The sequence below is a fragment of the Bacillus sp. 9.4 genome (assembly GCF_055486415.1).
In genome coordinates this window covers 743,528-767,834 of the sequence record NZ_JBVFMU010000001.1, presented here as the reverse complement: position 1 = coordinate 767,834, position 24,307 = coordinate 743,528, and the positions used below count along the sequence as shown (strand labels likewise).

The following is a 24,307-nucleotide window of genomic DNA, read 5'->3' as shown; positions in this document are numbered from 1 at the left end:
GAAAGGAGCAATAGATATGATTTCAGTTATTATCAGCGGTCATGGAGATTTTCCCATAGCATTAAAAGAATCTTCAGGGATGATATTCGGTGAAGAAAATAACCTGATTGCAGTGCCGTTTTTTAAAGGGGAAGGAATACAAACGCTGCAAGAAAAATATCATCAGGCGCTCAAGGATATCCCGGAAGAACATGAAGTGCTTTTTTTAGTCGATATTTTTGGAGGGACGCCATATAACGCGGCAGCTTCCTTTATTGCTGAGGATCAAAGAATGGATATGGCAGCCGGCGTAAACCTGCCGATTCTGCTGGAGGTATTAAGCCTGAGAGAACATCTGGCTCTCAAAGATTTGCTGAACAACTTAAAAGCAATGAGTCAGCAAAGCTTTCAAGTGTGCAGTGAACATTTAGAAAAAGTAAAAACAGCCAATCAAGATACAAGAGAGGATGAATTATGATGAACATTGTGTTAGCAAGAATCGATGACCGCTTTATTCACGGCCAAATCCTGACAAGGTGGATAAAAGTCCATGCAGCCGACCGAATCATCGTTGTCTCCGACGATGTTGCTCAGGACGAAATGAGAAAAACGCTGATCCTTTCTGTTGCGCCTTCAAATGTAAAGGCGAGTGCCGTCTCGGTTTCTAAAATGGCAAAAGCATTTCATAGTCCGCGCTACGAAGGCGTAACAGCAATGCTCTTGTTTGAAAATCCGTCCGATATTGTATCTCTTATAGAAGCAGGTGTACCGATCAAAACCGTAAACGTCGGGGGAATGCGTTTTGAAAATCACCGCAGGCAAATCACAAAATCAGTCAGTGTCACAGAACAAGATATAAAGGCATTTGAAACATTAAGTGACAAGGGCGTGAAACTGGAATTGAGGCAGCTGCCTTCAGATGCCAGTGAGGATTTTGTACAGATTTTACGGAACGTAACAAAATAATCAAGGGGATGAGAATATGTCTTCATTACAAATTATTTTGTTGTTAATCATTGCAGCAATCACCGGAATCGCAAGTGTATTGGATGAAGGGCAGACACACCGTCCGCTTGTGGCCTGTACGTTAGTTGGCTTGGTGCTCGGGGACTTAAAAACGGGAATTATTCTTGGAGGCACACTGGAGCTGATGGCGCTCGGCTGGATGAACGTCGGGCTTGCCATGGCACCTGATACAGCGATCGCCTCTGTCATCTCAACCATTTTAGTTATTACCGCTGATCAGGGAATTGGCGAAGGGATTGCTGTCGCTGTTGCTTTAGCAGCTGCGGGTCAGGCGCTGACGATTTTTGTTCGGACGATCACTGTCTTTTTCATCCACCACGCTGATCAATATGCAAAAGCGGGAAATATAAAAGGAATTGAAATTATGCATATTACCGCGATGGTGTTTCAAGCTTTGCGCGTCATGATTCCTACATTGATTGTTGCTTTAATTAGTGTCAGCGCTGTTCAGGCGTTCCTGGGAAATATTCCTGATGTCATTACAAAAGGACTGCAAATAGGCGGAGGCATTATTGTGGTTGTCGGGTATGCCATGGTGATCAATATGATGAATATTCCTTATTTAAAGCCATTTTTCTATATTGGTTTCTTATTAGCGGCGTTTACCGATTTTAACTTAGTGGGATTTGGAGCCCTTGGTCTCTGTCTGGCGCTTTTATACCAGCAGGTGATGCAAAAACAAAGCGCTCACGGAGCAGTCGCGGCCGCATCAGACAGTGGCAGTGTTGCTGTTTATGATGACGATGATGATCTTGATGCCTAAACGATGAGGGGGGAAGAAAAAATGGAGAAAGAAAAACGATTAACGAAAAAAGAAATTTTCAGCATGTTTATTCGTTCAAATTTTTTGCTCGGTTCCTTTAACTTCGAACGTGTGCAGGCAATGGGATATTGTTATGTCATGATACCGGCGATCAAAAAATTGTACGGTCCCGGAGCGAAAAGAAACGAAGCCTTGCAGCGGCATTTGGAATGGTTTAATACACATCCGTGGCTGACAGCGCCTATATTTGGCGTGACGGCAGCCATGGAAGAAGAAATGGCGAACAATAAAGGAATTGACGGAAAAGCGATAAGCGGAATGAAAATTGGTTTGATGGGACCAATAGCGGGCGTAGGCGACCCAATTTTTTGGGGAACGATTCGTCCTGTCTTAGCTGCGCTAGGAGCCTCCCTTGCTTTAGGAGGAAACATTGCCGGCCCTTTGCTATTCTTTTTCTTGCTGAATGCCATAAGATTAAGCACAAAATATTACGGATTAAAGTATGGCTATGTGAAAGGAATGGAGATTCTTCAGGATTTAGCGGGGAATCGCATTCAAAAGCTTACAGAGGGCGCTTCGATTCTCGGATTATTTGTTATGGGGGCTCTCGTGTCCAAATGGACCACCATCAACATTCCAATCGTTGTATCCAGGATTAAGGATGAAAGCGGAAAAGTAGATGTTCAAACTGTACAAAATGTGTTAGACAGCATTATGCCGGGTGCGCTGCCTCTCGGATTAACGTTATTGGTGGCATGGATGCTTCGCAAAGGGGTGAATCCTCTTCTCATTATTTGCGGCATCTTTGTCATCGGGATTCTCGGGTATTGGGCTGGATTCTTAGCATAAGGTGTGTGAAGGAAAAAGAGAGAAACTGCAGCAGTCTTTTCATATATAAATCATTCGGATAACAGCGAAACAGAGGAGAATTGCCAGAAACGGACCAGCTTGCGCAGCTGTCTCTCTTGAAAGTGTTCAAACATGAAGAGAGGAGCGAAGGAACAAATGAAAAAGAGACTTATTCAAGTCATGATCATGTTCACCCTGCTGTTGACTATGGCATTTTCGGCAGATGCAGCCGATTCAAGCTACTATGATGAGGATTACCGTCCTCAATATCACTTCACACCGGAGGCAAACTGGATGAATGACCCAAACGGAATGTTATATTATGCTGGGGAATATCACTTGTTCTATCAATACCATCCATACGGGCTTCAGTGGGGGCCCATGCATTGGGGGCATGCCGTCAGCAAAGATTTGGTTACATGGGAACACCTTCCTGTTGCGCTCTATCCGGATGAAAAAGGCACGATCTTTTCTGGAAGCGCAGTTGTAGATAAAAATAACACAAGCGGTTTTCAAACAGGCAAAGAGAAGCCGCTTGTGGCCATTTATACACAGGATCGGGAAGGCCATCAAGTGCAAAGTATTGCCTATAGCAACGACAAAGGAAGAACATGGACGAAATACGCTGGCAACCCTGTCATTCCAAACCCAGGTAAAAAAGATTTTCGCGATCCAAAAGTCTTTTGGTATGAGAAAGAAAAAAAGTGGGTAATGGTGCTTGCGGCCGGTGACCGAATCCTCATTTATACATCAAAAAATCTGAAGCAGTGGACGTATGCAAGTGAATTTGGACAGGATCAAGGAAGCCACGGGGGAGTATGGGAATGCCCGGATTTATTTGAGCTTCCGGTAGACGGCAATCCGAATCAAAAGAAATGGGTCATGCAGGTCAGTGTCGGAAACGGAGCGGTCTCGGGAGGATCAGGCATGCAATATTTTGTAGGGGACTTTGATGGAACTCATTTTAAAAATGAAAACCCGTCAAACAAAGTTCTCTGGACGGATTACGGCAGAGACTTTTATGCGGCTGTATCCTGGTCTGATATTCCATCAACAGACAGCCGCCGGCTATGGTTAGGGTGGATGAGCAATTGGCAATATGCGAATGATGTTCCGACATCCCCATGGAGAAGTGCAACGTCCATTCCAAGAGAGTTAAAATTGAAAGCGTTTACCGAAGGGGTTAGAGTGGTCCAAACACCAGTGAAAGAGCTGGAAACCATTCGCGGAACCTCTAAGAAGTGGAAGAATCTGACCATATCGCCTGCAAGTCATAATGTGTTAGCGGGGCAATCTGGAGATGCCTATGAAATAAATGCAGAATTTAAAGTAAGCCCTGGTTCAGCTGCTGAATTTGGTTTTAAGGTCCGAACAGGTGAAAATCAATTTACGAAGGTCGGCTATGACCGAAGGAACGCCAAATTGTTCGTTGACCGGAGCGAGTCGGGCAACGACACCTTTAATCCGGCCTTTAACACCGGAAAAGAAACAGCCCCGTTGAAGCCGGTAAATGGGAAGGTTAAGTTGCGCATTTTTGTTGACCGCTCCTCGGTTGAAGTATTTGGGAATGACGGAAAGCAGGTCATAACGGATATTATTCTCCCAGACCGATCAAGCAAAGGGCTTGAATTATATGCTGCAAAGGGCGGTGTAAAGGTAAAATCTTTAACCATACACCCTTTAAAAAAGATATGGGGAACGTCACCTTTTATGTCCAATATGACTGGCTGGACGACTGTAAATGGCACGTGGGCCGACACAATTGAGGGGAAGCAAGGGAGGTCGGACGGAGATTCCTTTATCTTGTCTTCAGCATCCGGGTCAGACTTCACTTATGAATCTGATATCACCATTACGGATGGAAACGGAAGAGGGGCAGGAGCACTAATGTTTCGCTCTGACAAAGATGCCAAAAACGGTTACCTTGCCAATGTGGATGCGAAGCATGATCTAGTGAAATTCTTTAAATTTGAGAACGGTGCTGCTTCTGTCATTGCTGAATACAAAACACCGATAGACGTTAATAAAAAGTATCATCTGAAAACAGAGGCCGAGGGCGATCGCTTTAAAATCTATTTAGATGATCGTCTTGTGATTGATGCAAATGATTCCGCATTTTCAGAAGGCCAATTTGGCTTGAATGTGTGGGACGCGACTGCTGTCTTTCAGAATGTAAAGAAGGAGTCTTAATTTTAAAAAAGGCACAGACCCGAACAGTCTGTGCCTTCTCGTTATTTTAACAAATTTAAAGATTCGCGGTTAAATGCTTCCAAATCATCAGGTGTTCTGCTTGTGACAATGTTGTGGCTGACGACTACTTCTGCATCTTTGTAGTTTGCACCGGCATTGATTAAATCTTTGCGGATGCTGCGGTAGCCTGTGATATCTTTGCCTTTTAGAAGATCCGTATCAATCAGTACTTGCGGGCCGTGGCAAATTGCGAAAACAGGTTTTTTGTTTTCGACAAATGCTTTTGCGAATTCACCCGGACGGTCATCTGCACGAAGCAAATCCGGAGAGAATCCCCCAGGAATTAAAAGTGCATCAAAGTCACTTGCATCCACATCAGAGATGGCTTTGTCAATCTTTACTTTCTCGCCATGCTTACCGGTAACTTCTTTGCCGGCTTCCAAATCGATAGCCACAACACTGTAGCCAGCTTCTTCGTATGCTTTTACCGGACTTGTATATTCGATGTCTTCGAATTGGTTTGTAACAAGAACTGCAATTTTTTTGCTCATAAAAAACCCTCCTAATAACTCTCTATTCATAGAATAACAGGAAGATTGACCGGCCCTCAAAATATTTGCTTAACGAGATCGTTTTTCGTGAGTTTCATTAAAAGCGGGTCAGCCCATATAGGACTAACCTATTACAATGTGGAAATATCAATCACAAATCGATAACGGACATCGCTTCGGAGGATACGTTCGTATGCTTCGTCCACTTGGTCAGCTCCGATGACTTCGATTTTAGGTTCGATGCCATGCTCAGCTGCGAAATCCAGCATCTCTTGAGTTTCTTGAATTCCGCCGACTAGAGAACCTGCAATGCTGCGGCGCCCCATGATTAGGGAAAACACACTGTATGTGTCCGGCTTGGCAGGTGCTCCAACGTTTACAAGTGTCCCGTCTATACGAAGCATTGATAAATAGGCATCTACATCGAGATTTGCCGATACCGTATTTAAGATCACGTCAAAACGCCCGGCCAATGCAGTGAATGTAGCTGGGTCACTTGTTGCAAAGTAATGATTTGCACCGAGTTCCAGAGCTTCCTCTTTCTTATTCATGGAACGGCTCAGGACGGTTACCTCTGCACCCATCGCATGTGCAAATTGAATCGCCAAGTGTCCAAGGCCACCCACGCCTACAATCGCAACCTTTTTACCAGGGCCAACATTCCAGTGTTTCAGCGGGGAATACGTTGTGATACCTGCACACAACAGCGGACTGGCAACATCCATTTCCAAACGATCTGGAATTCGAACAACAAATCTGTCAGTGACAACGATTTTTTGGCTGTACCCGCCATAAGTGGGGTTTCCGTCGTAGTCTACTGAGTTATACGTTTGAACAACACCCTTCGTGCAGAACTGTTCCTCTCCGCTAAGACAGTATTCGCATTCTCCGCAGGAGTCAACAAAACAGCCGACACCAACGCGGTCCCCGACAGCAAATTTGGTGACTTCTGCTCCAACGGCTGTTACGATACCGGCTATTTCATGTCCTGGCACCATTGGGAAGATCCCACCGCCCCATTCATCAAAAGCACTATGAATGTCTGAATGGCAAATACCGCTGAATTTAATATCGATTAAGACATCGTGCGGCCGTAATCCTCTTCGCTCAATCGTCGTTTGTTCAAATTTGGCTTTTGCATGTGACACGCTTAATACACGGGTTTGATGTTGATTACACATATGAACCTTTCCTTTCTTCATCATAAGTGTTGTAAAAAAACATGCACTTATTTATGTTTTATGGTGTCTTCAACATAACGATAAACCTTAAAGTCTGCTTTAAGGCAAGGGTTTTTAAAAATAACATTTAAAATGAACCTGATTTATAAGCTGAGAAACAGTCAGTAATTAATACAGAAACTGTAATCATGCTGCGATCCCGGGGTGAAAGTTGTTCCTCTCTTGCCCAAATGTCACCGAAACATCTCATTAAGTTCAGCAAACTTTGGCGCAAATTCTCCTAATTGTTCTCTTCCGGCAGTTTGTTTATTTGCCATTCAGCAATCCCTCCATCTAAACTGTTTTTATTGCATGGAGAAGTATAGAGCTTAAAGTGTGCTTTAAGGCAAGTCCCGAATATATAAACCCAGATTCAGCAGCTAACCACTTGTTTTGAGCTTGACTTAAAGTTAACTTTAAGTGTTACCTTCACAACATGCAGAATAGAGAGGTGAAGACCATGAATATTGCGCAGGTGGCAAAGCAGTTTGGCCTGACAGCCGCAACACTCAGATATTACGAACGTGTAGGATTAATCCCGCCAGTAAAACGAAAAGACAGCGGCATTCGCGACTATGATGAAGAAGATATCAAATGGATTGAATTCATTAAATGCATGCGAAATGCGGGACTATCGATAGAAGCGCTAATTGAATATACAACATTATTTACCGAAGGTGACCGTACAGTAGAAGCTCGAAAAAATATCCTGGCTGACGAACGACAGCGGCTGATAGAGAAGCGGAAAGAAATTGATGAAACAATTAAAAGATTAGACACAAAAATTAAAGATTATGATGGGAAATTGCGCGAAAACGAGGCAAAGCTCAAAAGCAGGCCTAAAACGGAAAGTCTTCACGGATCAGTGGAGCAAAGAAGGTAGCATTCTTTGCGTGTGAAGAGGGCAGGTCAAAAACGAAGGATTTTGTTTCTGGCCTGTTTTCTCCATCAAGAAATCGCATAAGGTGGTTACGAATTCTTATTTGATTGGAGAATTTGCAAACATTATCGGAGATCAGATGGAAAAAAGCGGGTTAATCTATTTACGATCATAGGACCCGAAAAAACAGTGCTCATGGCGATTCAACTTGAAGCTGAGGAACAGTTGTGGCCAATCAATACTGTTCCTCAGCAAATCACTCATTGTATGTTAAAGGGTTGGCAATTGAATGGCTGTATCAATATTTTTTAAATGTAGCTTGACTTGTTCGTCTGTGTTCCAAGGGTGGTACCAGCCTTTTTCCATCATATAGCTTGAGAGTTGTTCGTGCATATCAAGGGCTTCTTCCAAATGGCGGATAAGGACCTCTTTCACTTCAGGCGTTCCGGCTTCAGTGGCTGCCATCGCATAATTTCTGACTCCGTTTTTTGCTGCAATTAATAAGTCCATAGCAATGATTTGGTCTGTTAGAACATTCATGCCGGTCAGATATTCAATGATAGGATTCATGATTTATTCATCTCCTCATTCGTGCTTTGCATTAGATAAAATAGAGGCAAATTCCTGCAGCTGGCGTGTGGTGATATCAACATCTTGCTGCATGATTTCTTTCAGCTTCGGATCAGATACCAGTGCTTTCATTGTTTTAGATTTCGTCAAACAAAGTGTCTTGAAAGCAGTCATTTCCTGAACCTCAAGCACTTCGTGTAAGGCGTATTCCATTTCTGTAACCTCCGTTTTTTAAGGCTTTAACACAACTTTGATACAATCATCCATTTTTGAATCAAAAATGTCATAGCCATGCTTGGCTTCACTAAGCGGCAGGACATGGCTGACAACATCTCCCGGGTCAATTTTGCCCGTTGATACTAGTTCAAACATGTACGGCATATAGTGGATCACAGGAGCCTGTCCAGAGCGTATATTGATGTTTCGCTGCATGATATCTCCTAGCGGAAAACCGTTATATCTGCCTCCGTACACACCTGTAATTTGTATGGTTCCTCCTTTGCGAACAGCTTGAGAGGCAATGACCAATGCACTCATTGTTCCGCCATGAAGCTTTAAGCCGCTGGCAAGGAACTCGAGATCGCTCATTTTACCATCCATCCCAACAGCGTCAATGACTACATCCGCTCCGCCTTTCGTGATTTCCTTTAAATAATTCCCTGTATTCTCATGGTCTTCAAAATTAACGATTTCTACTTTGTTTGTACGTTTCGCATGCTGTAAGCGATAGTTTACATAGTCAACTGCTATGACGCGTTTTGCGCCTTTTAGCCAACAAAACTTTTGAGCAAACAGGCCGACTGGTCCGCAGCCGAGAACGATAACTGTATCGCCTTTTTTTACGCCGGCATTGTCCACACTCCAAAAGCCGGTGGTCATGGCATCGGCAATCACGCTTAATTTCTCATCGGGTTCCTCACAAGATTCAGGGATTTTAAAATGGGTAAAATTCGCAAACGGCACTCTTAAATATTCAGCTTGCCCGCCTGGATAACCGCCAGTTTGCCCTGAATAGCCGAAATAAGCACCCATTTCCCCATTGTCATTAGACTGATCACATTGGCTTTCCAGCTGGTTTTTACAAAAAAAACATTCACCGCAGGCGATCGTAAAAGGGATAATGACGCGGTCACCTTTTTTGACCTTTGTAACCCCTGGCCCAACTTCTTCAACAATTCCCATCGGTTCATGGCCGATGACATAGTCTTCATGCATATTAGGAATCAATCCATGGATTAAGTGTAAATCTGATCCGCAAATGGCTGTACTGGTGACTTTGATAATCATGTCATCGGATTTTTCAATCTTTGGATCGGGGACATCTTTGACAACAACATTTTTAATGCCTTGATACGTTACTGCCTTCATGCTGTACAACCTCCAGTGTTAGTGTTCATCAGGTGTCCGGTCAAACATCCCTTTACGATTTGTTTCATCAGGAAAGAGGTTCATATTGCCGACCATGATCGTGTTTTTTGCAGAGAGCTGATCCAGCTTATACTGTTCGCTCAGCTCATATGGGTGGAACCATTTTTTGCTGATCATCAGTTCCGTAATCTCTTGGTGCATTGCAATTCCTTGCATCAGCTGTTTCCGCAGCAAGGCTCTTACATCTGGTGAAGCGGTTTCTGTCAAAGCTACAGCAGTATTCCTTACGCCTTCCTTAGCTCGTATAAGAAAATCCATCGCGAATGTAGTGTCTGCTAGTTCAGGCACATTCAGCGAATTAATGGGGTCTAAATGATCATTATTCAAAGAGGCTTACCTTCCTTTCAATTGATGATTGGCGTTGGGCGGCTTTGAGGGACAGGGGCCTGAAATGAGGCACGCTCATAAACCGCCTGTAATTCAGTAAGGTCTTGAATGGATTGCTGCACATCTTTTTGCATCAAGTCCTTCAGTTCTTGGTCAAACACAAGTCCTTGCATTAACTTTGATTTCGCTATACAAAGTGTTTTAAAGTTCACGATTTCATGTAAGTCAACAGCCTCGTGAGCTGCCAATGTTTGATGATCCATATTGATGTAACCTCCTTTTATCAACGTTACATTTCCCGAAATGACGTTGAAGCATACAGAAAGTACACTCGGTATCATTTTTTGTTTTAAGAATCGCTGTTTTTGCTCGTTCTTATGACTTGCACTAAACTGCACTTAAATCTGAAATAAAGGTGAAGTATGGAAATTTATTTATGGAAACTTGACATAGTGCTGTCAGGTTTCCTTTTGTATTATTAAATTGGATGACCAGTAAAAAGTATGGTTTTATAGGAGGCACTCGATATGAAGCTGTTACAAATTAGACTTTTGGTGAATGATTTTAAGAAAAGCGTCGAGTTTTACAAAGATTCATTAGGACTTCAAATAAGTTGGTTAGAGAATGAAATGGAATATGCACTCTTTGATAATGGGGAAACGAAAATAGAGCTTTTATCTCGAGAAACGATGGCTGAAATCGTTGGAGAGGGAAAAAAATCGTTGGAAGGAGAAGCTCAATCAAAATTTTTGCTTCAGTTTAAGGTAGAAGATGTTGATAAAATGTATGACGATTTACACAAAAAAGGAGTTAAATGTGTGAATAAACCGCATGATCGCAAGGAATGGAGTGCCCGAGTTGCTCACTTCAGAGATCCAGATCATAACTTGATTGAAATATATAAAATGTTATGATTTTTCGACTCGCAAAATCATAGAATAACGGTTGATAACGTACCTTATCATTTTTTTATACGCCCTGATAAAAGAAAGCAAAGTCATAATAGGTTTCGGACACTGAACTTGCAGCATTTACGCTGATTTGTTTGGTGTCCGTTTTTGATTGGTGAAAAAGGTGGAGTATCCATGAATCGAGGAGAAGCGTGGATACAAGGCAGCAGTACACTGATTGAGTTAATTGGTGAACACGAAACCGCTTGATCCTAATTGTCAATCGTGATTACCGACTAGACAAATGATTAAGAGCCAAATGTAACATACCATCAATATAAGCCTGACTACCATTTATTTTGTATCCTTAATTGTCGAAAACATAGGAACAATTCCACTTTTGAAAGATCTAGTTTATGGTACATTGATAAATATATGGGAGGGGAGGGGGCATGGTATCTGAAAGTAAATCCTTAACTGGATGTAAGAAAGTCAAACGTACGGCATTTATAAGGGGAGGGTATAAGGTGAATAAGTTAAAGAGGCTAAGTATGCTAACGGTGATGATTGCATCTTTGTTCATTTTTTCTAGCCATGCACTTGCGGCTCAGTATTATACGGTTTCAACAAGCAGCGGTGCGCCTGTAAATATGCGCAGCGGCCCAGGTACAAGTTGGGGAATTGTAACGACCATTCCGAGCGGAACCCGCATCCCGATCTATTGCTACAAAACCGGTACAACTGTAACTGGAAAGTATGGAACGAGTAATATTTGGAATTACACAGAGCGGACGCTTGCCAGCGGGGAGATCGTTCCTGGATTTGTCTCTGATACATATATGTATACAGGCTCAGACGGTCCGGTTGTTCCTAAATGCAGCTGGTAGCCTATGTTCTATCGTTTTTTAAAATGAAGGAATTGAAGAAAGAGGGATGACATTGACTAAACTGAAAATGCTGAGTATGTTAACCGTGATGATTGCATCTTTATTCATTTTTTCCAGTCAGGCACTTGCCGTTCAGTACTTTACTGTCTCAACAAGCAGCGGTGCGCCTGTCAATATGCGCAGCGGTCCTGGTACAAATTATCCTATTATGCTTTCCATTCCGAGCGGCTCCCGTGTTCCTTATTATTGTTACGCTTATGGAACGACTGTTACAGGGAAGTATGGAACGAGTAATATCTGGGACCAAATCCAGTGGAAAGATTCCCGGGGGATCGTGAATATTGGATATGTGTCTGACACATATGTGTATACAGGATCAGACGGCCCTGTCGGTTACAAATGCAATTAGTTAAATACTCCGTACAATAGAATCTCTTCTTAAGGGCCTATCTAGGACGAACCATACCAACAACATTAGTTGGTATGGTTTTTGCTGCGATGAAGTCTTCCATACCTGCATTTGTGGTAATTTTCAAAAGAGATTCATGATGTTAGACACTGGTTGTTGTTGAGGACAAAATAACGAGCCGCTTTAGAGTTGTATCTAATGGTATAAAATACGGAATTAAGATAGGAAATAATCAATAGGAGAATGTAATGTACAAACCTATTTTTCGATGAAATTCCTAATATCACTTTGGTTAAACATCTCACATTGCGTTCTCGTTAGTGAAAAGTTCTTTTTACGCTTCGTGAAATCTTCTCTAATTCCATAGTTAGTTTTACCTGTCCTATTATGAAAATTTTAATCAATCCTTAACACGTATGTTTCTTTTCTTTTTCTAACATGTCGTGTAACCTCTCAGAAAATTCTTTATGGTACATTGTGTACCCCGTATGATTTCCGGGGAATTCAACCAATTCTGTTTCCAATTGTTCCGCTAGGGCGTTCGCGCAACGATAAGGAAAAAGCTCCCGAGAAGCACTTCCGCCAGCTGGGAGTACCTTTATCGGTGAAGATGTAAACACAGTTTTTAATGCTTCGAAATCTAATGTATAGTTGAGAATTCCTTGAATTTCATACTCAGTGAAATACGTTGAATTGCCGAGAAGCCGCTTTGTCAGGACAGCCTTTGATTGTTCGTCTGTCTCTAATCTTGACATTAATTTAATGACTTCACTTCGATGATTTTTCTTAAGGTCTTCCATGAATTGCTCGGCTTGTTTCAGCTCATTTCCATGCAGAAGCTGCAATAAGATTGGTTCGTGTGGGATCATGACATGTACTTGTTCGGGATGGCGTATGCACAGATCAAGCCCGATAACAGCCCCGGAGCTGCTTCCAAATACGTATGCCGGTTTATTGGTGATTTTGGCTAGAAGACGGTGAGCATCGTCACTGTGTGTTTCCACACGGTAATCCTCAATCTGATTGGCGAGATTGCTGCGGGAATGGCCGCGGCGATCGTAAGTAACAACCGAGTACCAGTTAGCCAGATGATTGGCAACATGATGGAACTTGTCGGCATCACCGCCTCCGCCGTGGACCAAAAGAATGATTGGACCTGAGCCACGCACCTGATAGTGGATGTTCGCGCCGGGTACTTGCAACGTTCCATTGTTTATCGTCATTTGTAGGACCTTCCTTTCTTCTCATCTCCCTTAACTTTACACAATTGGCCAATGGTATCATATGCAGGAAATAACTAAGAAACAAACTCGCCATATAAAAAGCACTGATGATTTTTCATCAGTGCTTCCGTTTTGTTTATTTAGAGTAGACAATTTTTTTTATTGTTTCATCAGAGAGGTGATATTCATCAGATAATTGATGAATGGTTTTGCCGTTTTTAAATGCTTTTTTAATAGAAGCGTTTCTGTCATCGATCAGCTTTCTTGTTCCTGAACACGCACCCCATTTTTGATGAGAGGATTCAGGTTTAGGGATATATATTGTTTTTCCTTGAACATATTTTTGAATTTCCGATATCAGCTTTTCAGGTAAAATAGCGGTTGCTTTATGCCATTTCTGCCAGCTCCTTATTTTTTTATGTCAAATAAGGTGCAAAGCCACTATACCAGAAAAGCTTACTTGGGCGATCTTTTAGAAAGTCTACCCCATGCAAAGTATCGCCTTCCTAATAATAGGCTTTGCATGGGACGTTGCGGAATCTGGCATTCTCATCTTGCTTGCCATTTACATCACCTCCCTAACGATTTTCTATGATCACTTCCATTATAAAATAGAGTAAAGCCTTATGGCATCTTGTTAATTAAAGTTGAAGCAGTATGAAAATCAAGAGACCTTCCCAGTGAGAGGGGCTAAGGCTGATTGGCAATGAAAAGAGTAAGATTCAAGCTATATTACTTTAGATTCAAAATATTGACAAATTGATGTATTTTCAACAATAGGGCAGTTTCTTCATGTATACTGAGTCTGTATTTACAATATTTAGAAAGGGGAAGTGAAATGAAAATCAGTATGCAAAAAGCAGATTTTTGGAAAAAGACAGCGATCTCATTACTTGTTTTCACCATGTTTTTTACCTTGATGATGAGCGAAACGGTTTTTGCGGCGGGACTGAATAAAGATCAAAAGCGCCGGGCGGAACAGCTGACAAGTATCTTTGAAAACGGCACAACGGAGATCCAATATGGATATGTAGAGCGATTGGATGATGGGCGAGGCTATACATGCGGACGGGCAGGCTTTACAACGGCTACCGGGGATGCATTGGAAGTAGTGGAAGTATACACAAAGGCAGTTCCGAATAACAAACTGAAAAAGTATCTGCCTGAATTGCGCCGTCTGGCCAAGGAAGAAAGCGATGATACAAGCAATCTCAAGGGATTCGCTTCTGCCTGGAAGTCACTTGCAAATGATAAGGAATTTCGCGCCGCTCAAGACAAAGTAAATGACCGTTTGTATTATCAGCCTGCCATGAAACGATCGGATAATGCCGGACTAAAAACAGCATTGGCAAGAGCTGTGATGTACGATACGGTTATTCAGCATGGCGATGGTGATGACCCTGACTCTTTTTATGCCTTGATTAAACGTACGAACAAAAAAGCGGGCGGATCACCTAAAGAGGGAATAGACGAGAAGAAGTGGTTAAATAAATTCTTGGACGTACGCTATGACGATCTGATGAATCCGGCCAATCATGACACCCGTGACGAATGGAGAGAATCAGTTGCCCGTGTGGACGTGCTTCGCTCTATCGCCAAGGAGAACAACTATAATCTAAACGGGCCGATTCATGTTCGTTCAAACGAGTACGGTAATTTCGTAATCAAATAAGCATTAAATGAATAAAACGGTAGCGTTTTTGTCGATGTTTAGCCAGCATTTTCAGCACGATGTGGAAAAGACAAGAGACAAACAAGCTCTTGTCTTTCCTATATATGATAGTTCAGCATAAATATTTAAGAAAAATGTCAGTATTGAGTAATGAATGTATCACCAGGCGTATGCCTCAGGTGTCTCTCCTCCAGGTCCGGGAAAGATATCATTTAACATACGGAGAATCTCCTCATCTAGACTGATTTCAACGGCTTTTATCGTATCACGCAGCTGCTCAACCGTTCGTGGTCCGATGATCGGCGCAGTTAAAACTGGATTTGCCAGCACCCATGCCAAAGCCACATTTGCTTCTTTTTCTCCTAGTTCTTTGCATAAATCTGAAAATTTCTCGAGTTGTAAACGATGTTTTTCAATTAAATCTGCTCTTTTTGCTGTACGAGTTCCGACATTGCTTTTCAATGCCTTCCCGCCAAGGAGCCCTCCTGCAAGGGGACTCCACGCCACTACTCCTAAACCAAGATCCCGTGCAGCCGGCAGCACTTCCATCTCAGCTGTTCGTTCTAATAAACTATACTTATGCTGTTCAGTGACGAGTCCCATGAATCGCCGTTTTTCAGCTTCAGCTTGCGCTTTAACTAAATGCCAGCCTGCAAAATTACTGGATCCAATATAGTCTACTTTGCCGGAGCGAACCTGAGTCTCAAAAGCTTCCCATATCTCATCCCACGGTGTCCGCCTATCGATATGATGCATTTGGTACAATTCGATATGATCTGTCTGAAGCCGCTTCAGTGATCCTTCCAGATGACGTCTGATTTTGTATAGAGACAAGCCCCTCATATCATTTGGCCCGTCATTCGGATCAGAAATCGGTTCATATACTTTTGTCGCCAGAACAACTTTCTCGCGGCGCTGTCCTCCTTGTGCAAACCATTTTCCAATGATGCTCTCTGTCAATCCTGCGTTTTTGCCCCAGCCGTAAATATTGGCAGTATCAAAAAATTGGATGCCGTTATCAAGCGCTTCATCCATGATACGGAACGCAGTCTTTTCGTCTGTATCAACTCCAAAATTCATCGTGCCTAAACATAAACGGCTCACCCGCAATCCTGTTCTCCCTAAATAGGTATACTCCACAACAAACCTCTCCTTTATCATTATTTTTTGCAACAGCTGCAATACAATTGATTCAACAATTGTTTCGCTCTTTGTTACGATTAAAAAGACGAAGCAAATGTAAAGCAGACGCAAAATTATAGGAGGTTTTTTCAAATGAATATAGAGGATCTATGGGATCAATTTCATCAGCCGTTAAAAACATATATTTCACAAAGGGTTAACGATCAATCTATCGTTGATGACCTCTTGCAAATCGTATTTATGAAAATACAAGTGCATCTCCCAAATCTGATCGATGAACAAAAGATCGACAGCTGGATTTATCGGATCACTAGAAATACGATTATTGATTTTTACCGTACAAAAAAAACAAGCGAAATATTGCCTGATGATCTACATTTTAATAACAGTGCAGAGGAAGAAAATTTCACCAAGGAAGCAGCTGTGTGTATTCGATCGACCATCAAACGGTTGCCTGAAAAGTATCGAGAGGCGCTCGAGTTAACTGAATTTCAGGGGTTATCACAGAAAGAGTTGAGTGAAAAGCTCGGCATTTCTTACTCAGGAGCAAAATCAAGGGTACAACGCGGACGGGGAAAATTAAAACAGCTGCTTGAGGGGTGCTGTCATATTGAAGCGGATCGATATGGAAATATCGTAGACTTTCGTATTTTAAAGGAATAACTGATGAACAAAGTCAGTTATTCCTTTAAAATAGTCCATCCGCATGAAGAGCATTTTCCCTTTGATGTTTGCAAGAGATGCATGTATAATATAAATCGTAATGTTTTCGATTTAATAAAAAGGAGTGTTGGAATGAACATTTTATTTTCAAAGCGGCTAGGCATATTAACGATTGGTTCATTACTCGTATTGGCAGGATGTCAGACTTCCGGTTCATCTAAAGGTGAGTCTAATCAAACAACATCATCCTCAGCAGTTGAAGAAGACTCTTCCAAAACGCAAGAGCAAACATCTGAAAGTCATACACACGAACATTCTCACGATCATAGTCATGCGCATGATGAAGAAACAGAAAAAATATATGAAGGCTATTTTAAAAACAGCCAAGTAAAGGATCGCTTACTTTCTGATTGGAAAGGAGATTGGCAATCTGTATATCCATACCTGCAAGATGGTACTCTTGACGAAGTGTTTTCATATAAATCAGAACACGAAGGCGGCAAGACAGCTGAAGAATATAAAGAGTATTATAAAAAGGGCTATCAAACAGATGTTGACCGTATTGTAATCCAGAAAGATACTGTAACGTTCTTCAAAAATGGAAAAGAATATTCTGGTAAGTATACGTATGACGGGTACGAAATTCTCACCTATGATGCGGGCAATAGAGGGGTAAGATACATATTCAAACTAGCTAAAAAAGCAGAAGGGCTGCCTCAGTATATTCAGTTTAGTGATCATAGTATTTACCCGACTAAAGCTAGTCATTACCATCTCTATTGGGGGGACGACCGTGAAGCTTTACTTGATGAAGTCAAAAACTGGCCTACCTACTACCCGTCAAAAATGGATGGACACGATATTGCCCATGAGATGATGGCTCATTAATGATGATTACTCTATGAAGTATGGTGTTCTTTTATCATAAAGCTGTTCTGCAACAGCCATTTATCACTGTGGAAAATGGCGCCTGTCCTTTATAGAGGTGAAATGCTTAAATGCTCCTGTGTTAGCTGCTGACTCTTCGCCAGCAGCTTTTTGTCTGTTTTCTCTCTCCGCCAGCGGTAACTTCTTTTTCATTGACTCCTAAAAAATAAACAAAACATTAATAAAACAACGTTATTGCATTAACAAAGTGAAAATATCCCTTAGCCGGGTTCGTTGAAGAATAGGGTCCGCGTAACTATTGACCAAACTCACGATGCTGCCGAGACTGGAGCTCGTGCTGCCGGAATTGGTTCCTTTATCATTATATTTTTTCATCGTGGCATTTGCCGGGACCCTGTTAATCGTTGTCGTCGCCCCCGCCTTCATTCGATATACATCGGTAAGTGGACCAAGACCGTCAATTACACTGTAGCCTGATTTCTGCGATATCAAAATATGCGGCATTTTCCTCTCTGAAAGTACGGCGTTCTGCAATGAATGTTGGCATCCAACAAGGGGCAATGATCAGTTGGGGGAGCCACTTCATAAAGAATATGTTTCAAGCTGGTGCTTATTGCTGCCAGCTTGTTTATGTTTATCGGTTGATGATGCCGGTAAACAGGCTAGCGGATTGCCGAAGAAAGGCAGGGGTACCAACGAAAGCCTCTGTTTCTCCAATGTGCCCGAATAGCTAAAGTAGCTTTCAGAAAAAAGCAACTGAAATTTCAATTTACTGCCCGATCTGCAAATTGTTTAATCATAGTTCTTTTATTCACATATTCATTATTGTTAAATAAAGTAGAGGAAATTAATCGCTAAAGAAAAAACTTTAGGCGGTTATTAATGTGTAGAAGGAGAGGCAAGCAATGAAAAATAGAGAGGAAGCAATTGATTATTGTTTGAGCTTTAAAAATGTATATGAAGATTACCCGTTTCGTGATAAAAATTGGACGTTAATGCGACACATAGAAAACAGAAAGGTGTTTGCGTGGATATTTAAAAAAGATGATTATATTTGGATCAATGTGAAGTGTGAACCCGGTTTTCTCGATTTTTGGAGACAGAAATACACTTCGGTCGTTCCAGCATTTCATCTCAATAAAGAGCATTGGAATTCTATCATTCTTGACGGAACTGTCCCAGATGAAGACATATACGATATGATAACACAAAGCTACATGTTAACTAAAACCAAGTAAGCGACAGGCCCGAGGGAGAGGGGATGTAATATGTAAAGCCTTGAAGTGCTGCAAGAGCCTTGCGTCTTGATATGGCATCTATAAGGTGAGCATTGTAAAGGAAAAAAGCTTAATCTTTTTAAGGATTAAGCTTTTTTAAAAGTTCAATTATATGTACCGACCCATTTACATCATCTAAGCCTGTCAGTCTTGAATGACTTGCCTCATAAACTCAGCCACGACTACAGTAGATACTTTAAACATCTTCTGACAGATACTCCCCCTCCTTTTTCCAACTATTTTAAGTTGCGTAACAAATCATAAACCCTGTTGTGAGTATAGGGTCAATACTTTTTCTGCTTAACATGCAATTGTTATGAAACTGGAAAGATCATTTCTTGGCGGATCTTTTTAAGAAAACGAAAAAGAAGATAACAGATTGCTCTCAAGATTGCTCAGTTAAGATTTTGAAGGTAACCGTGTATAGTGAAGAAAGAATTCTTAGAGCTAAGACGAAAGGATGAGATGGATGAAGGAATATTTTACAATTGGCGAAACAGCCCGTCTAAATAACATCTCAATTCAAACATTGCGCTATTATGATAGGATCGGAATTTTCAAGCCTTATTATACAGATCAGGATAATGGTTATCGGTATTATCATGTCAAACAGTTCTTTTATTTAGATGTTATCAAGTATCTAAAATATATTAGGACACCTCTAGAAGAAATTAAGCGTTTCAGCTCATATACTTGCACCCCAGAAGATATGCAACACTTTCTTGAGGAGAAAGAAAGCGTTATTGTGCAAGAAATGGAAAAGCTCGAACGTGCTCGTCAATTACTTCATAGGAGACGAAAACAGCTTAATGAACAATTAGAAATATGCAGCAAAAAAGATGAAGGTTTCGTTTATTTTCGGTATATAGATAAACAAACAATATTAAAAGTAGAGACGCCTCAAGTTAATCCTCATAATCAATCCGATTTGTATTACAGAAAGCTGGCTGACGTTGTCGAAAAAATAGGAGATGTAATAGATAACTATTATGGATTCATTTATGATTTCAAGCCCTATAAGGATTCTCGTGAAATTTATTGCAATAGTATTTATACGACTGTTTGCAGTGGGAAAAAAATAGACATAGGAGAAAAAAACATGAGGTTAGATACGATCCCATCTGGTGAATATGTATGTATTGCATTTAATTGGTCTGCAAAAAATTATGATGAGTATTACCAAAAGCTTTATCAATATATTGAATCTCACGGCATCCAAACGGATGGAAAAGTATATCAAGTTTCTCTTCCAATCGACTATAACTCATTAAGAGAAGAAAACTTCCTTACAGAATTAAGAGTGCTAAAAAATAACTAACCCTTGACCCTATAGCTGCTATAGGGTTTATGATTTGTTCATCATATTCATTCATGAAAGGAAGGATGTATAAAATGACAAATAAAGAAGGTATGCGCTTCGGTTACTCATGCCGCAATGGCAAGGCGGTAACAACCCTTACGTACTCGGAGCACACTTATTAAACTGACTTGCTCCCAAAACGAATGGCCCATTTGAAGAAGTACTTGTCGATTTAGATGCGGATCTTGAAAAAGAGCAGGGGATTATTGGAAGGAGTTTTTGATTAAAGCAAGCTCGGTCTGCCAAAAGTTTAATTCAAAAGCACAGCCCTGATCGTGTTATTGTTTTTGGCGGGGCGTGCGGTGTAGAGCTTGCTCCTTTGCATACTTAATCGAAAAATACGATGGAGATACTGCTTTATTATCGGTTGATTGACATCTGACACCTCAGTCCCTGACCACCATCTCATGTACTTCTAATTTGCTGGGTTAGCTTTTATCATTGTTGTTTTGCCTCATCTCAAATTTTAATAAAAATTAAATCTTAAACAAAAGGAGCGATGAAGATGAGAGCACCGATAGATGAACCAATTTGGTACGCCTACCCTGGAATGGTAGCTGTAGTTACTGTTCAATATGAAGGTGAAAAAAACGCAATGGCTTCTGGGTGGCATACGTACATTGGATCTTCTCCTGGAATGTATGGGATATCAGTAAACAAAGAGACATATACTTACAAAATGATTGAGAAAAGTGGTGTTTTCGGTGTGAATTTTCTTCCAGGGAGATGTTCGGGATTAATTCAAGCATTAGGCACCCATAGTGGTAGAGATATAAATAAGTTTGAAGCATTTCATATTCAATACGAAAAAGGGCTAAAAGCCGAGGTGCCGATTTTAACTGATGCTTATTTTGCTTATGAGTGTAAAGTACATAGTGTTTCCACGTTGGGCGATCAAGAGTGGATTGTGGGTGAAGTTTTACAGAGATATCAAGATAAAGAGCTTTTCCTGAAAAATGGAATGCCAGATTTAGAAAAATTGGATATTCCGCTTCACATTGGAAAATCGAGCTACCGAATATTAAACAGCAAAGCAGAGGAACGTCAACACGCATTTGATCCCACAACGGATTGAGACCAGTTGATTTCGCTTGAAATCTATAGGCTTATACAAAGCAAAAAAGAGACCCAAAAACCGCAAAGCTTCTTCAAGAAAGCTTTGCGGTTTTTTATATGTCTAAGCCTCGATTCATCTCACCATAAAAAGGTATTTCAACTTTCTCTTTTGATCGACAATAGTCCATAAAGGGAAGAATATTTCCCTCACAAAGAAGTCGTGGCAGTAATCTCCATTGGTGTGTTTGCATGGCCCCACTTTAATGGTTTTGTTTAAATCTAATAAAAAACAGACGCCATAAAGATTTCTTATGGCGTCTGATGGATATGAGGTAAGGTGTGTTCTTAATAGCCACCAAAGAAAGATGTCCCAACGATGATTAATAGGATGAATAGAACTACAATTAATGGAAATGACCTCATAACATCACCTTCCTTAAAAGAGGATAGTACATGATATGCAGATCGAGCTTATTCGATAGTGATGCTAGTTTAATTGATGTAAAAATATTTTTTAGCCTAAGGCTGGACTGCTAACTGATCTTTATTAGTTATTGGATCATACTTATCATTTTGGAATGAATCCGTTTCAAAGAGATGTGTTGTTCTCGGCACTTCCTGGTGCAATCGAGCTATATGAAGACACTCCCCTTTTATGGAACTACATCCAAAACTTCCTTCTCTCTTGCAGACCCTTAATCATTTGACTTGCATATCGAGCGTAAGCATGCCTCATCTAAAAATAAAGTGTACCATCTGCCATTTGTTTTAACATTTTTAAGACAGTGATGCACACCTTTTGCGTTGAGCAAATGGAACAGGTTCAGAAGGGGCGAGCTGCTCCTTACTTCACCCAGATAAAAGACGGAGATAGACGGCATGTACCGAAGCTAACTGAAAGTTAAATTGAAATGAAAAAAGGGGCATGTTAAGCCCCCTTTAAGACTATCGAGAGCTTCTCAATAGCCTAATGCATTGTATGTTTAACATGTTTTAATTTTTCACAACGGATAAACTGACACTGTTGCCTGAGACTGTTACTTTAGCGAAGTCTTGTGTATCAATTACAGGTGTTATTGCTTTGGTGTCGATGGTGATGTTTGTAAAAGATGTAGAAAAGTTTGATTTGATAGATTGGCGTGACCCTGTTGTAGCAACTGTAGCGAGCGCTTTCCATTTGGAGATGGAGCCGACATTTGTTTTGCTGATCTCTGAAATGAGACGGCCGTTGTATCCCGCATTGTTTGTGCCCCAGTATGTAGCGCGTGTATTGCCGTTAAGGTTTTTGTAGATGGTAAGTTGTACGGTGCTGCCGGGACGGAAGCCTTTCGTATTCGTGAATTGGCTTCCTCCTTCGAGGTACTGAACCTGATCCTGTCCTTTTGAACCGACTTTCATATATGGTTTCCATACGTTATATTTATCACTGTACTGAAACCCGATATCGGATTCTGTGCCTCCGCTAAAGCCAGAGTAGATATAGGCTGTCCCATTTGAAACCTGAATGGAGCTAGGAAGCTGGATTTTCGTAACAAAAATTGCACCAGTGCTGTTCAAGTAAGCCCTCCCGCCGATTCCATCAGTTAGCTGTGATGCAGCTTCTGCGGTTTTTGGGCTAATAATACCCGGCACATCTACTGCACATGTGCCAAAAAGCACAGTTGCCGTAAGCGCACCCGCAAGCAGTCCTTTTTTCATCATCATTATTTCCCCCTATCATTATAATTAGAAAGCGTTATCATCTTGTATTATAAAACATTATGAAAATAATTCCATAATAAACATGAAAATAGACACAGAATTTACACATTATGACTATGTATATCTGGCAAACGGTCGATTCGCAATCTCGAAAAATGTCCTGTGAAGTGTACATGTTACGATAACTTTTCAATCGATACTTGTGCTTTATTGTAATAGAAAAGCTATAGAGATGGGGTAGAAATAAGAGGGGAAAGAGCGAAAACACTGTAATCAGATATGTGTGCATAACTCAATTGTTTGTTAGAAAAGAAGTGGGCTTTTTCAACCCGCTTCTTAGTTCATGTTTCCCTTCAGGAGACTGTCTTTTTCATTTACATTGGATAACAAACCCGAATTCATACTTCTCCCTTTTATAAATTTACTGAAAAATTGTTTATAACCAGAGCCCCTTACATTCCATGCTCAACATGACTCCTTTGAGTTTCATCTAATATTTCAAACAATTTTTTGTACTTTGATATGATTTCTTGGTCCACAATTTTCTGGCCTGAATTGAAAAAGGTGATTGAGCCCGATCCTTTACCAAGCCGGTTACGATCTGCAAGAACTTTTTTCAACTGTTTTGCAGTACCGACACTGCCTGAAATCATATCAACTTTTATCCCAAACAGTTTTTCAAAACTGTTTTTGAAAAACGGAAAATGAGTGCATCCTAACACAATCGTTCCGTATTGTTTCAAATCAAAAGAAGATAGTTCGTTCTTTAGATATTTAATGATTTTGTCTTCACTAAAATCAAAGTTCTCAGCAAATTCAACTAGTCCTGGAAGAGCTAAGCAATCAACAAGGTCATGGTGATCAATTTCTTTAACTAGATTATGAAATTTCTCTTCTTTAAGCGTCAAATTAGTAGCAACTACCAGAACTCTTTTTCTTTCCTCTGTACATTTATTTATAGCAGGCTTTACAGCGGGTTCGATTCCGATTATCGGAAAGTCGAAGTTTCTCCGAAGATCCTCTATCGCAATGCTAGTAGCTGTATTACACGCAATAACAAGAGCTTTGATATTTTGACTGGCCAGAAATTTAGCTGCATTGAAAATATATTCTTTAACTTTACCCTTTGATTTTTCACCGTATGGAACGTTTAACGTATCTGCATAAAAAATGTAATCTTCATAAGGAAGAACTTTTATGGCCTCATACAATACAGTCATGCCACCAATTCCTGAATCAAAAAATCCTATTTTCATCACTTCTCACGCTTTCTGTCTCATTCTTTTTTTATCATATGACTTTATATCATCTGAATCAAACGAAAAAGAACCATTTTACTATTCAAATTTAATATG

Annotated in this window: 31 protein-coding genes and 2 pseudogenes; 17 read left to right on the top strand and 16 right to left on the bottom strand. The window is 40.9% G+C overall.

Annotated elements, in window-relative coordinates; translation table 11 throughout:
• The first annotated feature begins 16 nt into the window (after window positions 1-16).
• The 6 genes from levD to sacC all read left to right on the top strand — a co-directional run bounded on the left by levD (window position 17) and on the right by sacC (window position 4,807).
• Complete coding sequence (gene levD, locus ACZ07B_RS04745; protein WP_003246144.1) at window positions 17-457, top strand: PTS fructose transporter subunit IIA; 441 nt, start codon at window positions 17-19, stop codon at window positions 455-457.
• Window positions 457-945 (top strand): PTS fructose transporter subunit IIB, encoded by a 489-nt coding sequence (gene levE / locus ACZ07B_RS04740; RefSeq protein ID WP_071577205.1) that lies wholly within the window; start codon window positions 457-459, stop codon window positions 943-945. Before levD ends, levE begins: the two co-directional genes overlap by 1 nt.
• 16 nt (window positions 946-961) lie before the next feature.
• A complete protein-coding gene (gene levF, locus ACZ07B_RS04735) occupies window positions 962-1,768 on the top strand; it encodes a PTS fructose transporter subunit IIC (RefSeq protein WP_464876966.1) in 807 nt (268 codons plus the stop codon).
• A gap of 21 nt (window positions 1,769-1,789) precedes the next feature.
• Window positions 1,790-2,617: a PTS fructose transporter subunit IID gene (gene levG, locus ACZ07B_RS04730; RefSeq protein WP_003229834.1), complete on the top strand. Its 828-nt coding sequence runs from the start codon at window positions 1,790-1,792 to the stop codon at window positions 2,615-2,617.
• Between the two features lie 80 nt (window positions 2,618-2,697).
• Entirely contained in the window at window positions 2,698-2,865 is a 168-nt protein-coding gene (locus tag ACZ07B_RS04725) for a hypothetical protein (protein ID WP_456528372.1), read from the top strand.
• The gene (gene sacC, locus ACZ07B_RS04720) at window positions 2,798-4,807 is read left to right on the top strand and encodes a levanase (RefSeq protein ID WP_464877039.1); all 2,010 of its coding nucleotides are present in this window, start codon (window positions 2,798-2,800) and stop codon (window positions 4,805-4,807) included. The genes ACZ07B_RS04725 and sacC overlap by 68 nt, the downstream gene beginning before the upstream one ends.
• Window positions 4,808-4,848: 41 nt before the next feature.
• Here the strand turns inward: sacC and yraA are convergent, their stop codons facing one another.
• The 3 genes and pseudogenes from yraA to ACZ07B_RS04705 form a co-directional block, all read right to left on the bottom strand.
• On the bottom strand, window positions 4,849-5,358 hold the full coding sequence (gene yraA, locus ACZ07B_RS04715; protein WP_464876965.1) for a cysteine protease YraA: 510 nt from the start codon (window positions 5,356-5,358) through the stop codon (window positions 4,849-4,851).
• A gap of 131 nt (window positions 5,359-5,489) precedes the next feature.
• Window positions 5,490-6,539, bottom strand: coding sequence for an NAD(P)-dependent alcohol dehydrogenase (locus ACZ07B_RS04710; RefSeq protein WP_464876964.1), 1,050 nt, complete (start codon window positions 6,537-6,539; stop codon window positions 5,490-5,492).
• 127 nt (window positions 6,540-6,666) lie between these two features.
• Window positions 6,667-6,856, bottom strand: a pseudogene (locus tag ACZ07B_RS04705) (carboxymuconolactone decarboxylase family protein).
• A 182-nt stretch (window positions 6,857-7,038) separates the two neighbouring features.
• Here ACZ07B_RS04705 and adhR point away from each other — a divergent pair.
• On the top strand, window positions 7,039-7,461 hold the full coding sequence (adhR, locus tag ACZ07B_RS04700) for an aldehyde stress transcriptional regulator AdhR (RefSeq protein ID WP_004398725.1): 423 nt from the start codon (window positions 7,039-7,041) through the stop codon (window positions 7,459-7,461).
• A gap of 267 nt (window positions 7,462-7,728) precedes the next feature.
• On the opposite strand, the gene ACZ07B_RS04695 is transcribed toward adhR, so the two are convergent.
• Genes ACZ07B_RS04695 through ACZ07B_RS04675 form a run of 5 tightly spaced genes read right to left on the bottom strand, consistent with a single transcriptional unit; the run spans window position 7,729 to window position 10,046 of the window.
• Entirely contained in the window at window positions 7,729-8,028 is a 300-nt protein-coding gene (locus tag ACZ07B_RS04695; protein WP_017696054.1) for a spore coat protein, read from the bottom strand.
• A 15-nt stretch (window positions 8,029-8,043) separates the two neighbouring features.
• Window positions 8,044-8,241 (bottom strand): hypothetical protein, encoded by a 198-nt coding sequence (locus ACZ07B_RS04690; protein WP_014480384.1) that lies wholly within the window; start codon window positions 8,239-8,241, stop codon window positions 8,044-8,046.
• An 18-nt stretch (window positions 8,242-8,259) separates the two neighbouring features.
• Window positions 8,260-9,396, bottom strand: a complete 1,137-nt coding sequence (locus ACZ07B_RS04685) for a zinc-dependent alcohol dehydrogenase (RefSeq protein ID WP_137200865.1) — start codon at window positions 9,394-9,396, stop codon at window positions 8,260-8,262.
• 18 nt (window positions 9,397-9,414) lie between these two features.
• Entirely contained in the window at window positions 9,415-9,783 is a 369-nt protein-coding gene (locus ACZ07B_RS04680; protein WP_009967868.1) for a spore coat protein, read from the bottom strand.
• A 17-nt stretch (window positions 9,784-9,800) separates the two neighbouring features.
• Window positions 9,801-10,046, bottom strand: coding sequence for a hypothetical protein (locus ACZ07B_RS04675; RefSeq protein ID WP_014477469.1), 246 nt, complete (start codon window positions 10,044-10,046; stop codon window positions 9,801-9,803).
• A gap of 264 nt (window positions 10,047-10,310) precedes the next feature.
• Between ACZ07B_RS04675 and ACZ07B_RS04670 the strand changes: the two genes are divergently transcribed.
• The 4 genes from ACZ07B_RS04670 (at window position 10,311) to ACZ07B_RS04655 (ending at window position 11,969) form a co-directional block, all read left to right on the top strand.
• Entirely contained in the window at window positions 10,311-10,697 is a 387-nt protein-coding gene (locus ACZ07B_RS04670) for a VOC family protein (protein ID WP_041339577.1), read from the top strand.
• A 144-nt stretch (window positions 10,698-10,841) separates the two neighbouring features.
• Window positions 10,842-10,943 carry a hypothetical protein gene (locus ACZ07B_RS04665; RefSeq protein ID WP_464876963.1) on the top strand — a complete coding sequence of 34 codons (102 nt, stop codon included), beginning with the start codon at window positions 10,842-10,844 and terminating at the stop codon, window positions 10,941-10,943.
• Between the two features lie 257 nt (window positions 10,944-11,200).
• Window positions 11,201-11,560 (top strand): SH3 domain-containing protein, encoded by a 360-nt coding sequence (locus ACZ07B_RS04660; RefSeq protein WP_119899611.1) that lies wholly within the window; start codon window positions 11,201-11,203, stop codon window positions 11,558-11,560.
• 52 nt (window positions 11,561-11,612) lie between these two features.
• Complete coding sequence (locus tag ACZ07B_RS04655) at window positions 11,613-11,969, top strand: SH3 domain-containing protein (protein WP_014664754.1); 357 nt, start codon at window positions 11,613-11,615, stop codon at window positions 11,967-11,969.
• Between the two features lie 407 nt (window positions 11,970-12,376).
• Here ACZ07B_RS04655 and ACZ07B_RS04650 read toward each other — a convergent pair whose 3' ends face one another.
• Together ACZ07B_RS04650 and ACZ07B_RS04645 are read right to left on the bottom strand one after the other, a co-directional pair.
• Window positions 12,377-13,192, bottom strand: a complete 816-nt coding sequence (locus ACZ07B_RS04650) for an alpha/beta hydrolase (protein WP_089172610.1) — start codon at window positions 13,190-13,192, stop codon at window positions 12,377-12,379.
• A 136-nt stretch (window positions 13,193-13,328) separates the two neighbouring features.
• On the bottom strand, window positions 13,329-13,604 hold the full coding sequence (locus ACZ07B_RS04645) for a CD3324 family protein (RefSeq protein WP_464877038.1): 276 nt from the start codon (window positions 13,602-13,604) through the stop codon (window positions 13,329-13,331).
• Between the two features lie 426 nt (window positions 13,605-14,030).
• Here ACZ07B_RS04645 and csn point away from each other — a divergent pair, with 426 nt between their 5' ends.
• Window positions 14,031-14,864 carry a chitosanase gene (csn, locus tag ACZ07B_RS04640; RefSeq protein ID WP_464876962.1) on the top strand — a complete coding sequence of 278 codons (834 nt, stop codon included), beginning with the start codon at window positions 14,031-14,033 and terminating at the stop codon, window positions 14,862-14,864.
• A gap of 159 nt (window positions 14,865-15,023) precedes the next feature.
• Here csn and ACZ07B_RS04635 read toward each other — a convergent pair whose 3' ends face one another.
• Entirely contained in the window at window positions 15,024-16,004 is a 981-nt protein-coding gene (locus ACZ07B_RS04635; RefSeq protein ID WP_217003056.1) for an aldo/keto reductase, read from the bottom strand.
• A 135-nt stretch (window positions 16,005-16,139) separates the two neighbouring features.
• Here ACZ07B_RS04635 and sigZ point away from each other — a divergent pair, with 135 nt between their 5' ends.
• Both sigZ and ACZ07B_RS04625 read left to right on the top strand, forming a co-directional pair.
• On the top strand, window positions 16,140-16,670 hold the full coding sequence (sigZ, locus tag ACZ07B_RS04630) for an RNA polymerase sigma factor SigZ (RefSeq protein ID WP_024571550.1): 531 nt from the start codon (window positions 16,140-16,142) through the stop codon (window positions 16,668-16,670).
• Between the two features lie 132 nt (window positions 16,671-16,802).
• Window positions 16,803-17,558, top strand: a complete 756-nt coding sequence (locus ACZ07B_RS04625; protein ID WP_217003057.1) for a metal-binding protein ZinT — start codon at window positions 16,803-16,805, stop codon at window positions 17,556-17,558.
• A 63-nt stretch (window positions 17,559-17,621) separates the two neighbouring features.
• On the opposite strand, the gene ACZ07B_RS04620 is transcribed toward ACZ07B_RS04625, so the two are convergent.
• Window positions 17,622-17,750 carry a hypothetical protein gene (locus ACZ07B_RS04620; protein WP_286673100.1) on the bottom strand — a complete coding sequence of 43 codons (129 nt, stop codon included), beginning with the start codon at window positions 17,748-17,750 and terminating at the stop codon, window positions 17,622-17,624.
• Window positions 17,751-17,802: 52 nt separating this feature from the next.
• Window positions 17,803-18,093: pseudogene (locus tag ACZ07B_RS04615) on the bottom strand (phospholipid phosphatase); the annotation flags it as partial.
• A 370-nt stretch (window positions 18,094-18,463) separates the two neighbouring features.
• On the opposite strand from ACZ07B_RS04615, the gene ACZ07B_RS04610 reads away from it, so the two are divergent.
• From ACZ07B_RS04610 to ACZ07B_RS04600, 3 genes are all read left to right on the top strand, one after another.
• Window positions 18,464-18,796 (top strand): MmcQ/YjbR family DNA-binding protein, encoded by a 333-nt coding sequence (locus ACZ07B_RS04610; RefSeq protein WP_014477457.1) that lies wholly within the window; start codon window positions 18,464-18,466, stop codon window positions 18,794-18,796.
• Window positions 18,797-19,304: 508 nt separating this feature from the next.
• Window positions 19,305-20,153: a MerR family transcriptional regulator gene (locus ACZ07B_RS04605; RefSeq protein ID WP_024571553.1), complete on the top strand. Its 849-nt coding sequence runs from the start codon at window positions 19,305-19,307 to the stop codon at window positions 20,151-20,153.
• A 547-nt stretch (window positions 20,154-20,700) separates the two neighbouring features.
• On the top strand, window positions 20,701-21,270 hold the full coding sequence (locus ACZ07B_RS04600) for a flavin reductase family protein (RefSeq protein ID WP_024571554.1): 570 nt from the start codon (window positions 20,701-20,703) through the stop codon (window positions 21,268-21,270).
• Between the two features lie 326 nt (window positions 21,271-21,596).
• Here ACZ07B_RS04600 and ACZ07B_RS04595 read toward each other — a convergent pair whose 3' ends face one another.
• The 3 genes from ACZ07B_RS04595 to murI form a co-directional block, all read right to left on the bottom strand.
• Window positions 21,597-21,674: a YjcZ family sporulation protein gene (locus ACZ07B_RS04595; protein ID WP_072175780.1), complete on the bottom strand. Its 78-nt coding sequence runs from the start codon at window positions 21,672-21,674 to the stop codon at window positions 21,597-21,599.
• 570 nt (window positions 21,675-22,244) lie between these two features.
• Window positions 22,245-22,952, bottom strand: coding sequence for a YrpD family protein (locus ACZ07B_RS04590; protein ID WP_464876961.1), 708 nt, complete (start codon window positions 22,950-22,952; stop codon window positions 22,245-22,247).
• 452 nt (window positions 22,953-23,404) lie between these two features.
• Complete coding sequence (gene murI, locus ACZ07B_RS04585) at window positions 23,405-24,208, bottom strand: glutamate racemase (protein ID WP_217019451.1); 804 nt, start codon at window positions 24,206-24,208, stop codon at window positions 23,405-23,407.
• Between the last annotated feature and the right edge of the window lie 99 nt (window positions 24,209-24,307).

Bases quoted from the DNA above. Each gene is read 5' to 3' on its own strand.
- levD (WP_003246144.1), top strand. From the start codon at position 17: ATGATTTCAGTTATTATCAGCGGTCATGGAGATTTTCCCATAGCATTA.
- adhR (WP_004398725.1), top strand. From the start codon at position 7,039: ATGAATATTGCGCAGGTGGCAAAGCAGTTTGGCCTGACAGCCGCAACA.
- sacC (WP_464877039.1), top strand. From the start codon at position 2,798: ATGATCATGTTCACCCTGCTGTTGACTATGGCATTTTCGGCAGATGCA.
- ACZ07B_RS04675 (WP_014477469.1), bottom strand. From the start codon at position 10,046: ATGGATCATCAAACATTGGCAGCTCACGAGGCTGTTGACTTACATGAA.
- ACZ07B_RS04690 (WP_014480384.1), bottom strand. From the start codon at position 8,241: ATGGAATACGCCTTACACGAAGTGCTTGAGGTTCAGGAAATGACTGCT.
- ACZ07B_RS04710 (WP_464876964.1), bottom strand. From the start codon at position 6,539: ATGTGTAATCAACATCAAACCCGTGTATTAAGCGTGTCACATGCAAAA.
- levE (WP_071577205.1), top strand. From the start codon at position 457: ATGAACATTGTGTTAGCAAGAATCGATGACCGCTTTATTCACGGCCAA.
- ACZ07B_RS04620 (WP_286673100.1), bottom strand. From the start codon at position 17,750: ATGAAAAAGAAGTTACCGCTGGCGGAGAGAGAAAACAGACAAAAAGCT.
- ACZ07B_RS04685 (WP_137200865.1), bottom strand. From the start codon at position 9,396: ATGAAGGCAGTAACGTATCAAGGCATTAAAAATGTTGTTGTCAAAGAT.
- ACZ07B_RS04595 (WP_072175780.1), bottom strand. From the start codon at position 21,674: ATGAGGTCATTTCCATTAATTGTAGTTCTATTCATCCTATTAATCATC.
- ACZ07B_RS04610 (WP_014477457.1), top strand. From the start codon at position 18,464: ATGAAAAATAGAGAGGAAGCAATTGATTATTGTTTGAGCTTTAAAAAT.
- ACZ07B_RS04650 (WP_089172610.1), bottom strand. From the start codon at position 13,192: ATGACGATAAACAATGGAACGTTGCAAGTACCCGGCGCGAACATCCAC.
- ACZ07B_RS04590 (WP_464876961.1), bottom strand. From the start codon at position 22,952: ATGATGAAAAAAGGACTGCTTGCGGGTGCGCTTACGGCAACTGTGCTT.
- murI (WP_217019451.1), bottom strand. From the start codon at position 24,208: ATGAAAATAGGATTTTTTGATTCAGGAATTGGTGGCATGACTGTATTG.
- csn (WP_464876962.1), top strand. From the start codon at position 14,031: ATGAAAATCAGTATGCAAAAAGCAGATTTTTGGAAAAAGACAGCGATC.
- levG (WP_003229834.1), top strand. From the start codon at position 1,790: ATGGAGAAAGAAAAACGATTAACGAAAAAAGAAATTTTCAGCATGTTT.
- ACZ07B_RS04625 (WP_217003057.1), top strand. From the start codon at position 16,803: ATGAACATTTTATTTTCAAAGCGGCTAGGCATATTAACGATTGGTTCA.
- yraA (WP_464876965.1), bottom strand. From the start codon at position 5,358: ATGAGCAAAAAAATTGCAGTTCTTGTTACAAACCAATTCGAAGACATC.
- ACZ07B_RS04605 (WP_024571553.1), top strand. From the start codon at position 19,305: ATGAAGGAATATTTTACAATTGGCGAAACAGCCCGTCTAAATAACATC.
- ACZ07B_RS04600 (WP_024571554.1), top strand. From the start codon at position 20,701: ATGAGAGCACCGATAGATGAACCAATTTGGTACGCCTACCCTGGAATG.
- ACZ07B_RS04695 (WP_017696054.1), bottom strand. From the start codon at position 8,028: ATGAATCCTATCATTGAATATCTGACCGGCATGAATGTTCTAACAGAC.
- sigZ (WP_024571550.1), top strand. From the start codon at position 16,140: ATGAATATAGAGGATCTATGGGATCAATTTCATCAGCCGTTAAAAACA.
- ACZ07B_RS04670 (WP_041339577.1), top strand. From the start codon at position 10,311: ATGAAGCTGTTACAAATTAGACTTTTGGTGAATGATTTTAAGAAAAGC.
- levF (WP_464876966.1), top strand. From the start codon at position 962: ATGTCTTCATTACAAATTATTTTGTTGTTAATCATTGCAGCAATCACC.